Source organism: Sphingomonas sp. VDB2, from assembly GCF_047946695.1.
GTDB lineage: Bacteria > Pseudomonadota > Alphaproteobacteria > Sphingomonadales > Sphingomonadaceae > Sphingobium > Sphingobium bisphenolicum.
On sequence record NZ_CP159615.1, the window covers coordinates 761,661 to 780,909 of the forward strand.

Sequence of the window (19,249 nt, forward strand, 5' to 3'; positions counted from 1 at the left end):
TATCGGCAGGGCGTCCCAGCCCGATAAGGAAATGCCCCGATGACCGACTTGCCGATCGAACGCCACGACATCAAGGGTTTCGACGGATTGCCGATCGCAGTGCATATGATCGGAGAGGGGCGTGATCTCGTGCTAATCCACGGCTATTTCTCCAATGCCTTCACCAATTGGGTCCGCTACGGCCATGCCGCCAGGCTGGTGGAGGCGGGATTCCGCCTGATCCTGCCGGACCTGCGCGGCCACGGCGAAAGCGCCAAGCCGCATGATCCCGCCGCCTATCCGCCCGACGCGCTGACCGATGACAATCTGGGGCTGGTCGCGCAACTGGGACTGACCGACTATGATCTGGGCGGCTATTCGCTGGGCGCGCGGACGACGGTGCGGATGCTGGCGCGCGGCGCGACGCCGCGGCGCGTGATATTGGCCGGCATGGGGTTGCGCGGGCTGACCAAGACGCTCGACAAGGGCGGCTATTACAAGAATGTGCTGAACAACCTGGGCACGTTCGAGCGCGGCACGTCGGAATGGATGACCGAGGCGTTTCTCAAGACGACCAAGGGCGATCCGGTGGCGATGCTGCATATTCTCAACACCTTTGTCGATACCGGCGAAGCGACCATCGCCGGGTTCCGGCAGCCGACCGAAGTAATCTGCGGCGCGGACGATCGCGACAATGGCGTTGCGCAGGAACTCGCCGAAACATTGCCAAACGGACGCTATGTCGAGGTTCCGGGCAATCATATGAATGCGGTCACCCGCAAGGAACTGGGGCAGGCGATGGTCGATTTCCTGACGGCTTGACTGTATCGCCAAGCCAAGTCACCTTCCCCGTCATAACCGATCAGGGGAACCTCATGAAAATCGCTATATCGATGGCCGCGCTTGCGGCCGCCCTCGTTGTTTCGCCGGTATTGGCGCAGCAGTCACCCGCTGCCGCCGCGCCCACCGCGGCCGAAGCCGACGCGTTCCTCGCCAAGGCGGAGAAGGCGCTGTTCGACCAGTCGATCGTCAGCGGCCGCGCGGCATGGATCAACGCGACCTACATCACCGACGATACCGACGCGATCGCGTCCTATTTCGGCGCGATCGACACCAAGCAGCGGGTCGATTATGCGCTGGAGGCGGCGAAATACGCGACCGCGCCGGGGCTGAGCACGGAAACGAAGCGACGGCTGACGCTGCTGCGCACCGCGCTGACGCTGCCCGCGCCGACGACGCCGGGCGCCGCCGAAGAACTGAACGATCTCGCGACCAAGCTGCAGTCCGCCTATGGCAAGGGGAAGGGGACGCTGAAAGGCCAGCCGATCAACGGCAGCGATATCGAAGAGCAGATGGGGATCAACCGCAACCCCGACGAACTCAGGGAAATGTGGGTCAGTTGGCACGACAATGTCGGCGCGCCGATGCGGACCGACTATGCGAAGCTGGTCGATATCGCCAATGCAGGGGCCAAGGAGCTGGGCTTTGCCGATACCGGCGCGATGTGGCGGTCCAAATATGACATGCCGGCCGACGATTTCGCCAAGCTGACCGACAAGATCTGGGCGGAGGTCAAGCCGCTCTATGACGATCTCCATTGCTACACGCGCACCAAGCTGAACGAGAAATATGGCGATGCGGTGCAGCCCAAGACCGGGCCGATCCGCGCCGACCTGCTGGGCAATATGTGGGCGCAGGAATGGGGCAATATCTATGACGTCGTCGCACCGCAGGGCGCGGGCGATCTCGGCTTCGATACGACCGATCTGCTGAAGGCCAAGGGCTATGACCCGGTCAGGATGGTGAAGACGGGCGAGGGCTTCTACAGCTCGCTGGGGTTCGAGCCGTTGCCGCAGACTTTCTGGGAGCGGTCGCAGATTACCAAGCCGCGCGACCGCGAGGTCGTCTGTCATGCCTCCGCCTGGGACATCGACAACAAGAACGACATCCGCATCAAGATGTGCACGAAGGTGAATGGCGATGATTTCGTCACCATCCATCATGAACTGGGCCATAATTATTACCAGCGCGCCTATCAGAAGCATAGCCAGCTCTATCTGGATGGCGCCAATGACGGCTTCCATGAAGCGATCGGCGATTTCGTCGCTTTGTCGATCACGCCCGACTATCTGGTGAAGATCGGCCTGCTCGATCCGGCCAAGGTGCCGGGCGCGGACAAGGATCTGGGCCTGTTGCTGCGTCAGGCGATGGACAAGGTCGCCTTCCTGCCCTTCGGCCTGCTGATCGACAAATGGCGCTGGGGCGTGTTCGACGGATCGATTCCGCAGAGCCAGTATGAAAAAGGCTGGACCGACCTGCGCCTGCAATATCAGGGCATCACGCCGCCCGTATCCCGCGACGAGACGAAGTTCGACGCCGGCGGCAAATATCATATTCCCGGCAACACGCCCTACACGCGCTACTTCCTGGCGCGGGTGCTGCAGTTCCAATTCTATGAGGCGGCGTGCAAGCAGGCCGGCTGGAAAGGGCCGCTGCATCGCTGTTCTTTCTACGGAAACAAGGCTGTAGGCGCGAAACTTGATGCCATGTTGCAAATGGGTGCGTCAAAGCCTTGGCCCGACGCGTTGCAAGCCTTTACCGGCAGTCGCGAAATGTCAGGCAAGGCGCTGGTCAATTATTTCGCACCATTGCAGAAGTGGTTGATTACGCAAAATAAAGGCAAGTCCTGTGGGTGGTAAGCCGGAGTAAATCTTGGTAAATGGCTGGTGTATGAACGCACCAGCCATTCTCCTGTCCCTGCTGTTCGGCACCGCTGCCGTCATGACCGTCGCGCTGACTGTGGCGTGGCTGCATTTCGGTCGACAACGGCATGTCCTGACATGGACCGCCTCCTACGGCATCGGCATGGTGCAATGGACGGCCAATGCCTGCGGCTTCTTCCTCAAAAGTCCCGGCTGGTTCATCGTCACCGGCGTCGGACTGATCATCAGCGGATCCTTGCTGGCGATCGGCATTCGCCAGCGATCGGGGAAACCGTTGCGGCTGGCCGGATTCGTCATTCCCGCGATTATCGTGATCCTGGCCATGGCGTTCGCCATCGGTCCGGCCGGCAGCCAGATCATGCAGGGCCTGATCATCCCCGCCTATGTCGGCGCATTGCTGGCGGCGAGCGCCGTGTCGCTTTGGCCCAGGGACCGGTCTTTCACGCCCCCGGAGCTGGTGTTCTTCCTCGCCCTGCTGGCTTTCGTCATCGTCCAGCTGGCGCTGGCGGGGTCGGCCATGATGATTCGCGGACCCGAGGAGGGCAAGGATCTCTATCGCCTGATCTTCAGCATCTTCATGCCGACCATCTATGTGGCCACCGCCGTCACGGCGGTGCTGGTGGTCGCGGGCGACCTGGCCCAGCAACTGCGCACGCAGATGCGTCATGATCCGCTGACCCAGGTCTTGAACCGCCGGGGTCTGGACGAGGCGGCTGCGCGGGCGATGGCGCTTGCCCGGCGGCAGAGCCTGCCGCTGGCGCTGGTCGTGTGCGATCTCGACGGGTTCAAGGCGCTCAATGACGGCCATGGCCATATCGCGGGCGATCAGGCGCTGAAAGGCTTCGCTCAGTTGCTCACCAACGCGGTGCGCCGCGGCGATGTCGTGGGGCGGATGGGCGGCGACGAATTCGGGCTGCTGCTGATGAACACCAGCGCCGGCGCCGCCGCAGACGTGATGGAACGCGTACGTAGCGAGGTCGGTCACCTGGCGCTGCCGGGATTTCCCGACGTCTGGCTGCGCGCCAGTTTCGGCGTGTCCGAACTGGCCGCCGCCGACATCCAGATGGAAGATTTGGTCGCGCGGGCGGATGCAGCCCTTTATGCCGCCAAGAAGGACGGCAAGGACCGCATCAGCATCTGGCAGGAAGCGGCTTAAACCACTTAGCGGAACGGCGGTTCGTTGAAGGCGCGCAGCTTGCGGCTGTGCAGCTTTGCCCCTTCCTCGCGCAGCAGTTCGCAGGTCATCAGGCCCACGCGCAAATGGCTGGCGATGGCTTCCTCATAGAAGCGGTTGGCCTGCCCCGGCAGCTTGAGTTCGCCATGGATCGGCTTGTCGGATACGCACAGCAAAGTGCCGTAGGGAACGCGGAAGCGATAGCCCTGGGCCGCGATGGTCGCCGATTCCATGTCGATGCCGACCGCGCGCGACAGGCTGAAGCGCAGGGCCGAGCTGGAATAGCGCAATTCCCAGTTCCGATCGTCGGTGGTGACGACCGTGCCGGTGCGCAGGCGGCGCTTGAAATCCTCCGGATCGCTGTGACCCAGCACGGCTTCGGCAGCCTGCGCCATGGCGACCTGCACTTCGGCGATCGCCGGCACCGGAATTTCGGGCGGCAGCATCTCGTCCAGCACATGATCGTCGCGCAGATAGGCGTGGGCCAGCACATAGTCGCCGATCCGCTGGCTGGGACGCAGGCCGCCGCAATGGCCGATCATCAGCCAGGCTTCCGGACGCACGACGGCGAGATGATCGCAGATGGTCTTTGCGTTGGACGGGCCGACGCCGATATTGACCAGGGTGATGCCGCTGCGGTCCGGCGCGATCAGGTGATAGGCGGGCATCTGGTGCCGGCGCCAGGCGCTGTCGGCGATCATCCGCGCCGGGTCGGCGGTTTCCGGGGTCACATAGACGCCGCCGGCACCCGACAAGGCCGTGTAGCGGCTGCCTTCACGCTGTAGCTCATCGCAGGCCCAGGCGACGAATTCGTCAACATAGCGGTGATAGTTGGTGAAGAGAATATAGCGCTGCACATGTTCGGCCGGCGTGCCGGTATAATGTTTCAGGCGCGCCAGCGAGAAATCGGTGCGCAATCCGTCGAACAGGGCAAGCGGGCGATCGCCGTTCGGATCGGGCATGAACAGGCCGTCGGCGATCTCGTCACCGATTTCCGCCAGTTCGGTGGCGGGGAAGTGGCGAGCCAGTTCGGTCGGCGGCGTGCCATCCAGCGCGCTCATGTCCAGGCCGTCCAGCACATAGGGGAAGGGGATCTGCTGTTCGCTCAGCCCGGCCTCCACATCGACGCCATAGTCGCGGACGAGCAGGTCGATCTGTTCGGCGAGATAGTCGGCGAACATGGCGGGGCGGGTTACGGTGGTGACGTAGCGTCCCGGCTTGGAGAGGCGGGCGAAGGAGCGGCCCGGCGGCGGCGCATCGCTGTCGCCATGATAGACGATGCGCAGCTCAGGATAGCAGTAGCGCCGGTCGGCCTTGGCCTCTGGCGGCGGGACGCTGCCGTCGCGGGCGTAGGCCCGCATCGCTTCGCGCAGATTTTCGATGGATGTCCGATAGATACGGTCAAGTTGCGTGACCGTTGCGCTGCCGATGCTTTGTGTCATCGCCCCCTGTTACCGCCTTTGCGTGACGGAAGGAAGACGCAGCGTGCAGATCGGGCAGCGGACTTGAAATCCGCCGCCCGATCGCCTTTGTAACTAGAGCTGTTCGAGCATATGGTCGGCCGAGGAGACCTTGAAGTCGCCGGGCGCTTCGACGTTCAGCTCCGCGACCACGCCATCCTTGACGATCATCGAGAAACGCTGGCCGCGCTGGCCCAGGCCGAACTTGCTGCCGTCCATGGTCAGGCCCACGGCCTGTGCGAAATCGCCATTGCCGTCGGCGAGCATCGTGACCTTGCCGTCCGCGCCGGCCGACTTGCCCCAGGCGCCCATGACGAAGGCGTCGTTGACGGCGGTGCAGGCGATTTCGTCCACGCCCTTCGCCTTGAGCGCTTCGCTCTTGTCGATGAAGCCGGGCAGGTGCTTGGCCGAACAGGTGGGGGTGAAGGCGCCGGGAACCGAGAAGATGGCGACGGTCTTGCCGGCGAAATAGTCGTCCGAAGCCACGGCTTCGGGGCCGTTTTCGGTCATCTGGGTGAAGGTGGTGCTGGGAAGGCGATCGCCTTTGGAAATGGTCATGTCTGTCTCCTGGCCTATGACGGGCGGGAGGTCGGCGCTGGCACGGCCGCTGTCAAGACGCCCGGCCAGTTATATGTCACGACGCCCTGCCGATGCGACCATGCGTCCTTGGCAAGGGCCGGAGGCGGGCTATATTCAGGACATGATCCAGACGCGCTTCTATGGCGGGCATTTCCTGCTCGCCCTTCCCGGCATGGCGGACATGCGGTTCCACCATTCGGTCGTGGCGCTATGCGTCCATGATGATAATGGCGCGCTCGGCATTGCGGTCGATCAGGAGATAGAGGGCGTTTCGCTGCGCGAACTGCTCGAAAGCTTCGATATCGACGGCAGCCAGGTGACCGACACGCCGGTGCTGCGCGGAGGGCCTGTCGAACCACGGCGTGGCTTCGTCCTCCATTCGCTCGACTGGGGCGGCCAGGACATGGTGCAGGTGGGCGGTCGGTGGGGGCTTTCGGGGTCGCTCGACATATTGAAGGCGATCGCACGGGGAAGGGGGCCAAGCCGTTATCTGGTCGCGCTCGGCTATGCCGGCTGGGGGGCGGGGCAACTGGAACAGGAAATGGGCGGGGAAAGCTGGTTTCTCGCCGATGGCGATCCCGACCTGCTGTTCGACGTGCCGACGTCCCGCAAATGGGCGGCGGCCTACGCTGCTGCGGGTGTGGATGCGTCCCACCTCGTCCCCGGCGCCGGATCGGCCTGAAGGAGAGATGTTCTTCGGCAGGCACATAAAGAAATCTTTATATGAGTTGCCATGCGCATTGCCGGTTGGTAAGGCGCATTCCATCGCCACCGCCCGCCTTGTCGCTGGCGGGGCCCCATTCTAAGCTGACGGAGATACGCTCGTGGCCACTGCACCCGCCACCCAGGCGCAGGATTATGTCATCGCCGATATCGCCCTTGCCGCCTTTGGCCGCAAGGAAATGGATATCGCCGAAACCGAAATGCCCGGCCTGATGGCGCTGCGCGCCGAGTTCGGCCCGTCGCAGCCGCTGAAGGGCGCGCGCATCACCGGATCGCTGCACATGACGATCCAGACCGCCGTGCTGATCGAGACGCTGACGGCGCTGGGCGCGGAAGTTCGCTGGGCGACCTGCAACATCTATTCCACGCAGGACCATGCCGCCGCCGCGATCGCCGCGTCGGGCGTGCCGGTCTTCGCGATCAAGGGCGAGACGCTTCAGGAATATTGGGACTATGTCGAGCGCATCTTCGACTGGCACACCGATGAATCCGGCGTCTGCAACATGATCCTGGACGATGGCGGCGACGCCACCATGTTCGCCCTGTGGGGCGCGCGTGTCGAGGCGGGCGAGGAACTGTTCACGCCGTCGAACGAAGAAGAGGAAATCTTCTGCTCGGTGCTGAAGCGCGTACTGGCCGAACGTCCCGGTTTCCTGACCAAGACCGTCGCCGCCATCAAGGGCGTGTCGGAAGAAACCACCACCGGCGTCCATCGCCTGTATGAACTGGCGAAGAAGGGCAAGCTGCCCTTCCCGGCGATCAACGTGAACGACAGCGTCACCAAGTCGAAGTTCGACAACCTCTATGGTTGCAAGGAATCGCTGGTCGACGCGATCCGTCGCGGGACCGACGTCATGCTGGCGGGCAAGATTGCATGCGTCGCGGGCTTCGGCGATGTCGGCAAGGGGTCGGCGGCCTCGCTCCGCAACGGCGGCGCGCGCGTCCTGGTGACCGAAGTCGATCCGATCTGCGCGTTGCAGGCGGCGATGGAAGGCTATGAAGTCGTGACGATGGAAGAGGCCGCGCCGCGCGCCGACATCTTCGTCACCGCGACCGGCAATGAAGGCGTGCTGACCGTCGATCATATGCGCGCGATGAAGAATATGGCGATCGTGTCCAACATCGGCCATTTCGACAGCGAGATCGAGATTGCCGGTCTGTCCAACATGAAGTGGACCGAGATCAAGCCGCAGGTCGATGAAGTCGAATTCCCCGACGGCAAGAAGATCATCGTCCTGTCGAAGGGCCGCCTGGTCAATCTGGGCAACGCCACTGGCCATCCCAGCTTCGTGATGTCGGCCAGCTTCACCAACCAGACGCTGGCGCAGATCGAACTGTGGACCAAGAGCGAGACCTACGGCAACGACGTCTATGTCCTGCCCAAGCATCTGGACGAGAAGGTCGCCGAACTGCATCTGGAAAAGCTGGGCGTGAAGCTCACAAAGCTGAGCCAGCGTCAGGCCGATTATATCGGCGTGCCGGTCGAAGGCCCGTTCAAGCCCGATCACTACCGCTACTAAATGGCGCGGGCGCTGCTGAACAACGGGGCGCTACAGCAAGACACGGAAGAGGGAGGCGGCGACGCCTCCCTTTTTTCTCGTGCGCCTTCTTGGCCATGCGATCGATCTGGGTTAGGCCCAACCGGCTTATGAACAGGGACAGCCAGGCTCAGCGCGCACGGACAAGAATGTCATGACGACATTATCCCCCTATGCCGCGATCATTTTCGGCGTGGTGCTGGCCGGCTGGCTGGGCGCTGCCGTCTGGGCGCTGGTCAGCGGCCAGCGGATGCGGCGTGAGGGCACGCATGCGCAGGGCAAGCTCGATCGGCTGACCATGTTGCTGGCGTCCGCGCCGGCCGCGCCGATCATCGTCCACCCCGATGGGCGGCTGGAAGCGGCCGATCGCCTGGCCAAATGGCTGGGAAAGCCGCGCGTACCGACCTTCGCCTCCGAACTCACGGCGCCTGACGGCGGGCTGGAACCGGAAGACGCGGCTGCTTTGGCGCAGGAGATCGCCTCGGCCCAGCGTGCGGGCAAGAGCTTCGCTCTGCCGGTGCGCGGCCAAGGATCGTCGCGCCTGCTGCTGGTGCGCGGCGCGCCGGCCGGGCCGGGCATCGCGGCCAGCGGCGGCGTCATCCTATGGATTTTCGACGCGACCGACAGCCAGGCGGAAATCCAGTCGCTGCGCGGCCATGTCGAGCAGTTGCGCGATGCGCTGGAGGCGCTGGCCGGGCTGGTCGAGGCCGCGCCCTTCCCGATGTGGCACCGCACCCCCGACCTGCGCCTCAGCCTGGTCAACAGCGCCTATGTCCGCGCGGTCGACGGGCAGGGGGCGGGCGATGTCATCGCCCATGGCACCGAACTGGTGGAAACCGTCGCGGGCCTGACGCCAGAGGCCGCCGCCGCCGAAGCGATCACCCGCGACGAACCGATCGAACGGATGGTGCCCGCTACGATCGATGGCGAACGGCGCACGATGCGCGTTGTCGATGTGCCTCTGGGGGCGGCGGGCGTCGCGGGCTATGCCGTCGACCAGCATGAACTGGAACAGGCGCGGGTCGAGCATCGGCGGCTGGAGGCGGCGCAGCGCGACCTGCTCGACCGGCTGTCCGCCGGCGTCGCCCGCTTCGGCCCCGACCGGGCCTTGCGCTTCTGGAACCAGCCCTTCATCAGCCTGTTCGGCCTGCATCAGGATGCGCTGGCCGACGCCCCGCTGTTCGAGCGGGTGCTGGACCAGATGCGCGACGCGCGGCGGCTGCCCGAACATCGCGACTTTCCGGCCTGGCGGGCGGAGCGGCGGCAATGGTTCCTGTCGCCCGATCCGCTGGAGGAAAACTGGCTGCTGCAGGATGGCACCCATTTGCGCGTTTATGCCCAGCCTTTGCCCGATGGCGGCCTGCTGCTGATCTTCGAGGACCGGACCGAGCAAGTGCAATTGTCGAGCGCGCGCGACACGCTGCTGCGGGTACGGACGGCGACCTTCGACAATCTGTTCGAATCGATCGGGGTATTCGCATCCGACGGCCGCTTGCAGATGTGGAACAGCCGCTTCCGCATCATCTGGGGCGCCAGCGAGGATCTGCTGGCGGGGCATCCGCGCATCGACGATCTGATGCGGGCGGTGCAGACCCAGTTGGCCAAGCCGGAACAGGCCAATCTGGTGCGCGAACTGGTGCGCGCCGCCACGATCGAGCGCAAGCAGCGTATCGGCCATGTCGGTTTCGCCGATGGGCGCATCTTCGAATTCGCCGCGATCCCGCTGCCCGACGGCAATGCGTTGTTCACCATGCTGGACGTGACCGACAGCCGCCGGGTGGAACAGGTGCTGCGCGACCGGAACGAAGCATTGGAGCAGGCGGATAAGGTCAAGACCGCCTTCGTCACCAATATGAGTTATGAACTGCGCACCCCGCTCACCACTATTTCTGGTTTCGCCGAGATGATGAGCGCGGGTTATGCGGGGGAACTCAGCCCATCGGCCGCCGAATATGTCGATGGCATCCTCAAAAGTACGGCCCGCCTGTCGATGCTGATCGACAATGTGCTGGACCTGACCCAGGGCGAAGTCGGCACGCTGCCTATCGATCATGTCCGCGTCGACCTGGCCACCGTGGTGCGGGCCAGCGCCAGCCGGATGATGATGGATGCCACCGCCAAGGGCATGGAAATCGATTTGACGCTGCAAGACAGTCTGGGCGCGGTGCAGGGCGACGCCCGGCGGATCGGCCAGGCGATCGATCATCTGCTGGAAAATGCGATCCGCTATTGCGGCAAGGGCGCCCGCATCCTGCTGCATGGAGACGGCATGGCGGACAAGGCGCGGATCGTTGTGTCGGACAATGGCCCCGGCATTGCGGCCGGGCAGCAGGCGGCGATCTTCGATCCGGCGGCGCGCGCGGGACAGGCGCGCAACGGCGGCCGGGCGGGGATCGGCCTGCCGCTGGCGCGGCAACTGGCCGAAGCGCATGGCGGCACGTTGCAACTGGTGTCGGAAGCCGGGCAGGGGACCATGGCCGTGATCGAACTGCCGCGTGGCTGAAGCGGTCGTGCACCTCGACGGTGAAGCGGCGATGCTGGGCCTGGGCCGGCGGATCGCCGGCCATGCGCGGATCGGCGATGTGATCGCGCTGGAAGGCGGGCTGGGCGCGGGCAAGACGACGCTGGCGCGCGGTCTGCTGGAGGCGTTGGGGCTGGAAGGCGAAGCGCCCAGTCCCAGCTTCGCCATCGTCCAGCCCTATGACGTGCCGGAGGTGCGCCTGCCGGTCGCCCATGTCGATCTCTATCGGCTGGACGATGCGGCCGAAGCCGAGGAACTGGCGCTGGGCGACTATCTGATGGACAGTCTGCTCATCATCGAATGGCCCGACCGGCTGGGCGATGCCCTGTGGCCCCATGCCCTGCGGTTGAGCATCGACTTTGCGGGCGATGACGCGCGGCGCTTGACAGCGGACGTGCCGGACGCTTGGACGGAGCGATGGTCACAGATATGATCCCACCCGCCGCCGCGCCCGCCTTCCTCGCCGACGCGGGATGGAGTGACGCCGCCATCGTACCGCTTGCCGGCGACGCGTCCTTCCGCCGCTATTTCCGCGTGCTGGACGGCGGCCGTCGCGCCGTGCTGATGGATGCGCCGCCACCGCATGAAGACCCGCGCCCGTTCATTGCCATCGCCGAGCATCTGCTGGCCGACGGCTTCGCCGCGCCGCGGATATTGGCGCGCGATCTGAAGCAGGGCCTCGTTCTGATCGAGGATTTCGGCGACCTGCGGGTCAAGGAACATCTGGACGCCGATCCGGCCGAAGAAATGGCGACCTACGCCCGTGCGATCGACCTGCTCGCCGACCTGCATCGCCTGCCCGCGGCGCAAGTGCCGCCCTATGATCGCGCCGTCTATCAGCGGGAGGTCCGGCTGCTGACCGAATGGTATTGCCCGGCGATCGGGCTGGATGTCGATGTCGACGCCTATGTCCGCGCCTGGGATGCGGTGCTGCCCGTCGTGGAGCAGTCGGCCAGCCCGACCGTGACGGTGCTGCGCGATTATCATGCCGAAAATATCATGCTGATCGACCGGGTCGCCTCGCACGGCCTTGGCCTGCTGGATTTTCAGGACGCACTGGCGGGCCACCCGGCCTATGACCTCGTATCGCTTTTGCAGGACGCCCGGCGCGACGTGCCGGTGGAAGTCGAGGCGGCGATGCTGACCCATTACAAGGCGATGGCCAACCCGCCCGCCGATTTCGATGCCGCCTATGCGGTGCTGGGCGCGCAGCGCAACGCCAAGATCATCGGCATCTTCACCCGGTTGTGGAAACGCGACGGCAAGCCGCGTTATCTCTCCTTCCTGCCGCGCATGTGGGGATTGCTGGAGCGTGACCTGGCCCATCCGGCCCTGGCGCCGGTCGCCGAATGGTTCGCCGCCAATATTCCCGCAGACCAGCGCCATGACGCCCTGCAAGAGTTCGCGCCCACATGATCGACACCGCCATGCTGATGGCCGCCGGGCTGGGCAAGCGGATGCGTCCGCTCACCGCGACCCGGCCCAAGCCGCTGGTGAAGGTGGCTGGCAAGCCGCTGATGGACCACGCATTGGACCGGCTGGAAGCGGGCGGGATCAGGAAGGTGATCGTCAACGTCCATTATCTGGCCGACACTGTCGAAGCGCATCTTAAGGCGCGCAAATGCGGGCTGGATTTCGCCATTTCGGACGAGCGGACCAGGCTGCTGGAAACCGGCGGCGGCCTTATCAAGGCGAAGCCGCTGCTGGGCGACGCGCCTTTCATTTGCGCCAATAGCGATAATCTCTGGATCGACGGGCCGCAGGAGACGCTGGCTGTGATGCAGCGGATCTGGAACCCCGACCGGATGGATGCGCTACTGCTGCTGGTCCCGCTGGCGCGCGCGAATTGCCATAAGGGGCCGGGCGATTTTCATATGGATGCGGACGGGCGGCTCAGCCGGCGCAAGACCGCCCATGTCGCGCCGTTCGTCTTTACCGGGGTGCAGATATTGTCGCCGTCGTTGCTGGTCGATCCGCCGGGCGACGTGTTTTCCACCAATATCTTCTGGAACCGGGCGATCGAGGCCGGGCGGCTCTACGGGGTGTCGCATCAGGGCCTCTGGTTTGACGTCGGCACGCCCCAGGCTATTCCGGTGGTGGAGTCGATGCTCGCTCATGGGTGAGAAGACGCGCCCCGCGCTCTTCACGATACCCGCGCATCGCGCCTTCGCCGACGCGCTGGCGGCGGGATTGCTGGCGCAGCATCGCGGTGATCCCATGGCGCTGGCGCAGGCTATGGTCCTGCTGCCCAACAACCGCGCGGTCCGGGCGGTGAGCGACGCCTTCGTCCGGCAATCGGGCGGTGGGCTGCTGCTGCCCCGGCTGGTCGCGATCGGCGACCCCGATCTGGGGGAACAGGTGGGAGGCGCGCTCGACCCGCTGGGGGAGGCCGACCCCGTCCCGCCGGCGATCGCGCCGATGCGCCGCCAGATGATCCTGGCGCGCATGGTGCAGGATGCGCAGCCGAGTATCGATGCCGGACAGGCGCTGCTGTTGGGACAGGCGCTGGGCGCGGTGCTGGACCAGATGCAGGTGGAGCGCGTGCCGATGACGGCGTTGCGCACGCTGGCGCTGTCGGACGAACTGTCAAAGCATTGGCAGACGTCGCTGACGATGTTCGAAATTTTGATCGCCCGCTGGCCCGGCGAACTGGCGCGGACCGGGTGCATCGACCTGGCGGATCGGCGCAACCAACTGTTCGATCGACTGGCGGCGCGCTGGAAGGACCATCCGCCGTCAGGCTTCGTCGTCGCGGCGGGCCTGTCGACCACCGCCCCCGCCGTCGCCAGCCTGCTGCGGCGGATCGGCGCGATGCCCAAGGGCATGGTGGTGTTCGCCGGCCTCGACCAGCATATGGACGATCCGGCATGGCAGGCGATCGGGCCGTTCGATCCCGATCCCCCCACCGGCCGCGCGCCGCAGGGCCATGAAAGCCATCCCCAATATGCGCTGAAGCGCCTGCTCGACCGCATGAGTGCGACACGGGACGATGTCGCTTTATGGCGCTGGGGCAGCGAGCATGATGCGCGGGCGGTGCGTGGGCGCAACATCTCCAACGCGATGCTGCCGCCCCGGCTGACGAGCCGCTGGCGCGACCTCAAGACCGCAGACCGGTCGCTGGCGGGGGTCGTGGCGCTGGAAGTGGCGACGCCGGGCGAGGAAGCGCAGGCCATCGCCATCGCGCTGCGCGAGGCGCTGGAGACGCCGGAACGCACCGCCGCTTTGGTCACGCCCGACCGGCAATTGGCGACGCGGGTGTCGGCGCATCTGCGGCGCTGGGGCATCGAGGCGGACGATACAGCGGGCCTGCCGCTGTCGCGCCTGCCGCCCGGCACGATGCTGATCGCCATGGCGCAGGCGGTGGCGGAACGCTTCGCGCCGGTGGCTTTACTGACCCTGCTCAAACATCCGTTGGTGATGCGGGGCGAGGGGCGTCTGACTTGGCTGGAGGGGGTGCGCGCGCTCGACCTGTTGCTCCGCGGGCCACGACCGCAGGCGGGGCTGGTCGGCATCGACCTGCTGTTGCATCCACGCGCGGACGACCGGCAGCGAGTGTTGCGCGAGCAGGTGCGCGACTGGTGGCCGATGGCGCGCGCGTTGCTGGAGCCGCTGGAAAGCGCCTTTGCCGCCGCTGCCGACTTGAGCGGACAATTGGCGGCGCTGCGCGAACAGGCCGGCGCCCTGACCAACGATGCCATCTGGGCCGGTCATCAGGGCCATGCCGCCGCCGACTTGTTCGCCGAGATGGAAGCCGCCGCGTCCGACGGCCCGCGGCAGGCCGATCCGCGCGCGCTGCCGGTGCTGCTCGACCATATGCTGGGCGGCGTATCGGTGCGCCCGCCCCAGGGCGGCCATCCGCGGATCACCATATTGGGGCTGATCGAGGCGCGGCTGACGCAGGCGGACCTCATGATCCTGGGTGGCCTCAACGAAGGCACCTGGCCCGGCCTGCCATCGCCCGACCCCTGGCTCGCGCCACGCATCCGGCGCGAATTGGGGCTGCCGGGGCTGGAGACGCGCATCGGCCTCGCCGCGCATGATTTCGCGGGTGCGCTGGGCGCGCCGCATGTCCTCATCACCCGCGCGCGGCGGGGCAGCGGTGGGCCGGCGGTGGCGTCGCGCTTCTGGCTGCGACTGAAGGCGATGGCCGGGCCGCAATGGAAGACGGCGGACCGCTATGCGGCGCTGGCGCAGGCGATCGACGCGCCGGGGCGCCATAGCCCCGCCGATCGTCCCGCCCCCGTGCCGCCTGCGTCCGTTCGGCCGAATGTGATTCCGGTCACCGATGTCGATCGGCTGAAGGCCGATCCCTATGCCTTCTACGCCAAGCGGGTTTTGCGCCTCAATCGGCTCGATCCGGTCGATGCCGATGCCGGCCCGGCGTGGCGCGGCACGGCGGTCCACGACATTCTCCAGCGCTGGGCGGAAGCGGGCACGCTCGATCCTGCCGATCTGGAAGCGCGCGCCCGCGCCATGTTCGACCAGCCCGAAGTCCATCCCTTGCTCAAAGCGCTGTGGCAGCCGCGCCTGATCGAAGCGATCCGCTGGATCGCGGCTGAGGTCGCCAGCGACAAGGCGGAGGGCCGCACCATATTGGCGGTGGAGAAGGAAGGGCGGGCCGACATCGCCGGCGTCACGCTGATGGGCAAGGCCGACCGGATCGACCGGCTGGCCGACGGGCGCATCGGCATCATCGATTACAAGACCGGCAAGCCGCCCAGCGCGCGGCAGGTGAAGGCGGGCTTTTCGCTGCAACTGGGGCTGCTCGGCATCATCGCGGAGCTGGGCGGGTTCGAGGGGCTGGGACCAAGGCCGCAAGCGGGCGACTTCGAATATTGGTCTCTCGCCAAGAAGGGCGACCAGTTCGGCTATCGCGAACGGCCGGTCGATCCGATGGGCAAGCGCGACAAGATCGTCACCGACCAGTTCACCGCGCACGCGCATGAACATTTCGAGGAGGTGGCGAACATGTTCCTGCTCGGCGCCGCGCCCTTCCGCGCGGAGATCAACCCCGAAGTCGCCAATTATGGCGATTATGACCAGCTTATGCGGCTGGAGGAATGGTATGGCCGCGACGATGGCTAAGGCGCGCGCGCTTCAGAAGTTACTGGGAGATCAGGCGCGCGCCGCCGCGCCCGACGCCCATGTCTGGCTGTCGGCGTCGGCCGGCACCGGCAAGACCCATGTGCTGACCGCCCGCGTCTTCCGCCTGTTGCTGCAAGGCGTGCGGCCGGAAAATATCCTCTGCCTGACCTTCACCAAGGCGGGCGCGGCGGAAATGGCCGACCGTATTCACGATCGCCTCGCCGCCTGGGTGCAGATGGAAGAGGTCGACCTGTTCAACGACCTGGAGGCGCTGGGCGAGGAGTCCGGGCCTGAGGCACGCGACTATGCCCGTCGCCTCTTCGCCGAAGTGCTGGAATCGACCGGCGGCGGCCTGCGCATCCAGACCATCCACGGCTTTTGCCAGCAATTGCTGACTGCTTTCCCCCTGGAGGCCGACCTGACGCCGGGCTTCCGCCCGCTCGACCAGCGCGAACAGTCCAGCCTCGCGCGCCAGACGCTGGCCGACATGGCGGTGCGGGCGCATGATATCGGCGACGAAGCGCTGATCGGCGCGTTGCAGGCGATCAGCCTGCGGCTGGGCGAGGGCGGGGCCGAACAGTTTCTCCTACGCTGCGCGGCGAAGGGCGATGCGCTGGATGCACTGCCGGACGCGATCGGGCCTTGGCTGGCGCGGGAACTGGAGCTGCCTGAAGGCGATATCAATCAATGGCTTGCCGACCAATGTTCGGACACGATATTCGACATGCGCACGCTCGACGGGATCGTGCGCGCCAATGTGGAATGGGGCAAGGGCCGGGGGCTGGAGCGGTGCGATCGCATCGCCGCCTGGCGCGCGCTCGATCCGGCCGGGCGGGCGGCGACGCTGGGCGATCTCCATCGTGCCTGGAGCAAGGCGGACGGCGACCTGATCGACGCCAAAGGCTGGGTGCCGCCGATCGACGGCTATATCGATATGGCGGCGCGGCTCTACGACAGGTGCGGCGCGCTGATCGCAATGAAGCTGCGCGCCGATTATGCCGCGCTGTTGAGCCAGGCGCTTTACGCCGGGCGGGCCTATGCGCGCGACTATGCGCAGGCCAAGCGGCTGGCCGGCGCGGTCGATTTCGACGATCTGATTGCCCGCACCGCCGCCCTGCTTGAACAGCCCGGCATCGCCGAATGGATACGCTACAAGCTGGACCAGCGGATCGACCATATATTGGTGGATGAGGCGCAGGACACCAATGCCGCGCAATGGCGGATCGTCCGCACCCTGGCCGAAGAATTTTTCGCGACCGAATGGGACCCGGCGCAGAAGGTCCGCACCATCTTCACCGTGGGCGATTTCAAACAGGCGATCTTCGGCTTTCAAGGCACCAGCCCGGCCAACTTCGCCGCCGCGCGCATATTGTTCCAGCGCGACGCCGATCAGTCGGGCCATGATTTCTTCAACCTGTCGCTCGATCGCAGCTTCCGATCGACCCCGGCGGTGCTGGACGTGGTGGACCGCACCATCTCCACGCTCCGCGCCGAACGGCTGGGCATGGACCCCGGCGAGGTGCGCCATGTCAGCGCCAATCGCCATCCGGGTGAAGTGCAATTGTGGAAGCCCGTCGTCGCGGGCCTGTCGGAAGACGCGGAAGGCGAGGAGGATTGGGCCGCCGACCAGGAGCGCGTTCTGGCCGGCAAGATCGCGCGGCAGATCAAGCAGTGGATCGACGACGGGCTGATGTTGGAAAGCCGGGGGCGGCCAGTGCGCGCGGGCGACATCATGATCCTGGTGCGTCGCCGCAGCGAACTGGCGCGGCTGATCGTCGCGCGCCTCTATGAGGAAAAGGTGGCGGTCGCCGGGATCGACCGGTTGCGGCTCAACGCGCCGCTGGCCGTGCGCGACCTGCTCGCCGCGCTGCGTTTTGCGGTACAGCCCGAGGATGAGCTGAACCTCGCATCCTTGCTGGTGTCGCCGCTAATCGGTTGGACGCAGGATGATCTGATGGCGCGGCTGATCGGCCGCAACGCGGGACTGTGGCGGCACCTGAACCAGACGATGGACGATGGGGCGTTGCAGCCGCTGCGCGATCTGCTGGCAGTGGCGGACTTCACCACCCCCTATCGCTATCTGGAGGCGATATTGTCCGGACCGATGGACGGCCGCAGGCGTCTGGTCGAGCGGCTGGGGACAGAGGCCGCCGATCCGATCGAGGAATTGCTGAACGCCGCGCTTGCGTTCGAAAGCGACGATCATCCCTCGCTCCAGCGCTTCATCGACTGGTTCGACCGGGGCGAGGTCGAGATTGTCCGCGATGCCGCGGCGCAGGGCGACATGCTGCGCCTGCTGACCGTCCACGGCGCCAAGGGGTTGCAGGCACCGATCGTCATTCTGGCCGACGCCTGCCTCGATCCCGATGCGGGCAACCGTTCGGATTCGCTGCTGTGGAACGGCCTGCCGATCCTCGCCCCGCGCAAGCCCGAACGGCAGGGACCGATCGGCGACGTTGCGGAAGCGGCCGCACAGGTGGAGCGGGAGGAGCATTGGCGGCTGCTCTATGTCGCGCTGACCCGCGCGGAAGAAAAGCTGGTGGTCGCCGGATCGCTCGGCCCCCGCGCCAAGGGGGAGGTGAAGCCGGAAAGCTGGTACGCCGCGGTCGAAGGGGCAATGATATCGCTGGGGACGGACTGGGAGGCCGATCCGCTCTGGGGCGGGGTGCGTCGCTGGCGCGGGACGGAGCAGTTGGAACCGCGCAAGGCGGAGGCGGAAGAGGCGCGCGCATCGATGCCGGTCGTCCAGCCCGCATGGCTGCGCGAACCGGCTCCCGCCGAATCGCGCCCGCCCCGGCCGCTCGCGCCGTCCGCCCCGGTGGAGGATGACGTGCCCTATCCGCCACCGACGCAGGCGATGCGGGCCGCGGCCGAACGCGGGCGCTGGCTCCACGCGCTGTTCGAACGGCTGCCCGACCTGTCCGCCGAGCGGCGACGCGATGCGGCGGATCGCTGGCTGGTCCAGCAGGGCGTAGGTGATGCGGCGCAGCGCCATGACGTCATCGACCAGGCGATCAGGGTGATCGAAGCGCCGGATTTCGCGGCCCTGTTCGGCCCCGATGCGCTGGCCGAAGCGCCGATCGCGGCCGTGATGGGCGAGGCGGTGATCGCCGGCACCGTCGACCGGCTGTGTATCGGCGCGGATCGCATCCAGCTGGTCGATTTCAAGACCGGGCGAATTGCGCCGCTGACGCTGGCCGAAGTGCCGACCGCCCATATCCGCCAGATGGCCGCCTATGTCGCGGCGCTGGGCGTGATCTTCCCCGACCGGCCGATCGAGGCGGGGCTGCTCTACACCAGCGCGCCGCGCCTGATCGTCCTGCCGCCCGCGCTGCTGGCGGCGCATAAGCCGGGCCCCGCGCCGCTTGGAGCGCAAAAGCCGAACTATGTGCCCGCGCAGGAGAATTTGCCGCTCTCGCCCGTTGAGCCTGATGCCCCCGCATCCTAGATAGCGTTTCAAGTAAAGG

General features: G+C 66.1%; 13 protein-coding genes. 11 read left to right on the forward strand and 2 right to left on the reverse strand.

Annotated features, from left to right (window positions below; genetic code table 11):
- The first annotated feature begins 39 nt into the window (after positions 1-39).
- Genes ABT375_RS03880 through ABT375_RS03890 form a run of 3 tightly spaced genes read left to right on the forward strand, consistent with a single transcriptional unit; the run spans position 40 to position 3,858 of the window.
- Positions 40-801 (forward strand): alpha/beta fold hydrolase, encoded by a 762-nt coding sequence (locus tag ABT375_RS03880; RefSeq protein WP_416464191.1) that lies wholly within the window; start codon positions 40-42, stop codon positions 799-801.
- A 53-nt stretch (positions 802-854) separates the two neighbouring features.
- On the forward strand, positions 855-2,678 hold the full coding sequence (locus tag ABT375_RS03885; protein ID WP_416464192.1) for a M2 family metallopeptidase: 1,824 nt from the start codon (positions 855-857) through the stop codon (positions 2,676-2,678).
- Positions 2,679-2,709: 31 nt separating this feature from the next.
- The gene (locus tag ABT375_RS03890; RefSeq protein WP_416464193.1) at positions 2,710-3,858 is read left to right on the forward strand and encodes a diguanylate cyclase; all 1,149 of its coding nucleotides are present in this window, start codon (positions 2,710-2,712) and stop codon (positions 3,856-3,858) included.
- A 5-nt stretch (positions 3,859-3,863) separates the two neighbouring features.
- Here ABT375_RS03890 and ABT375_RS03895 read toward each other — a convergent pair whose 3' ends face one another.
- Positions 3,864-5,318 (reverse strand): AMP nucleosidase, encoded by a 1,455-nt coding sequence (locus ABT375_RS03895; RefSeq protein ID WP_224546220.1) that lies wholly within the window; start codon positions 5,316-5,318, stop codon positions 3,864-3,866.
- Between the two features lie 93 nt (positions 5,319-5,411).
- On the reverse strand, positions 5,412-5,894 hold the full coding sequence (locus ABT375_RS03900) for a peroxiredoxin (RefSeq protein WP_224546219.1): 483 nt from the start codon (positions 5,892-5,894) through the stop codon (positions 5,412-5,414).
- Between the two features lie 142 nt (positions 5,895-6,036).
- Between ABT375_RS03900 and ABT375_RS03905 the strand changes: the two genes are divergently transcribed.
- The 8 genes from ABT375_RS03905 (at position 6,037) to addA (ending at position 19,230) form a co-directional block, all read left to right on the forward strand.
- Positions 6,037-6,597, forward strand: coding sequence for a YqgE/AlgH family protein (locus ABT375_RS03905; protein ID WP_416464840.1), 561 nt, complete (start codon positions 6,037-6,039; stop codon positions 6,595-6,597).
- 142 nt (positions 6,598-6,739) lie between these two features.
- Positions 6,740-8,158, forward strand: a complete 1,419-nt coding sequence (gene ahcY / locus ABT375_RS03910) for an adenosylhomocysteinase (protein WP_224546218.1) — start codon at positions 6,740-6,742, stop codon at positions 8,156-8,158.
- Between the two features lie 172 nt (positions 8,159-8,330).
- A complete protein-coding gene (locus ABT375_RS03915) occupies positions 8,331-10,679 on the forward strand; it encodes a PAS-domain containing protein (RefSeq protein WP_416464194.1) in 2,349 nt (782 codons plus the stop codon).
- A 31-nt stretch (positions 10,680-10,710) separates the two neighbouring features.
- On the forward strand, positions 10,711-11,130 hold the full coding sequence (gene tsaE / locus ABT375_RS03920; protein WP_416464841.1) for a tRNA (adenosine(37)-N6)-threonylcarbamoyltransferase complex ATPase subunit type 1 TsaE: 420 nt from the start codon (positions 10,711-10,713) through the stop codon (positions 11,128-11,130).
- The gene (locus ABT375_RS03925) at positions 11,127-12,113 is read left to right on the forward strand and encodes an aminoglycoside phosphotransferase family protein (protein WP_416464842.1); all 987 of its coding nucleotides are present in this window, start codon (positions 11,127-11,129) and stop codon (positions 12,111-12,113) included. The genes tsaE and ABT375_RS03925 overlap by 4 nt, the downstream gene beginning before the upstream one ends.
- A complete protein-coding gene (locus tag ABT375_RS03930) occupies positions 12,110-12,820 on the forward strand; it encodes a nucleotidyltransferase family protein (protein WP_416464195.1) in 711 nt (236 codons plus the stop codon). The genes ABT375_RS03925 and ABT375_RS03930 overlap by 4 nt, the downstream gene beginning before the upstream one ends.
- On the forward strand, positions 12,813-15,782 hold the full coding sequence (gene addB, locus ABT375_RS03935; protein ID WP_416464196.1) for a double-strand break repair protein AddB: 2,970 nt from the start codon (positions 12,813-12,815) through the stop codon (positions 15,780-15,782). Before ABT375_RS03930 ends, addB begins: the two co-directional genes overlap by 8 nt.
- Complete coding sequence (addA, locus tag ABT375_RS03940; protein ID WP_416464197.1) at positions 15,763-19,230, forward strand: double-strand break repair helicase AddA; 3,468 nt, start codon at positions 15,763-15,765, stop codon at positions 19,228-19,230. Before addB ends, addA begins: the two co-directional genes overlap by 20 nt.
- The last annotated feature ends 19 nt before the right edge of the window (positions 19,231-19,249 follow it).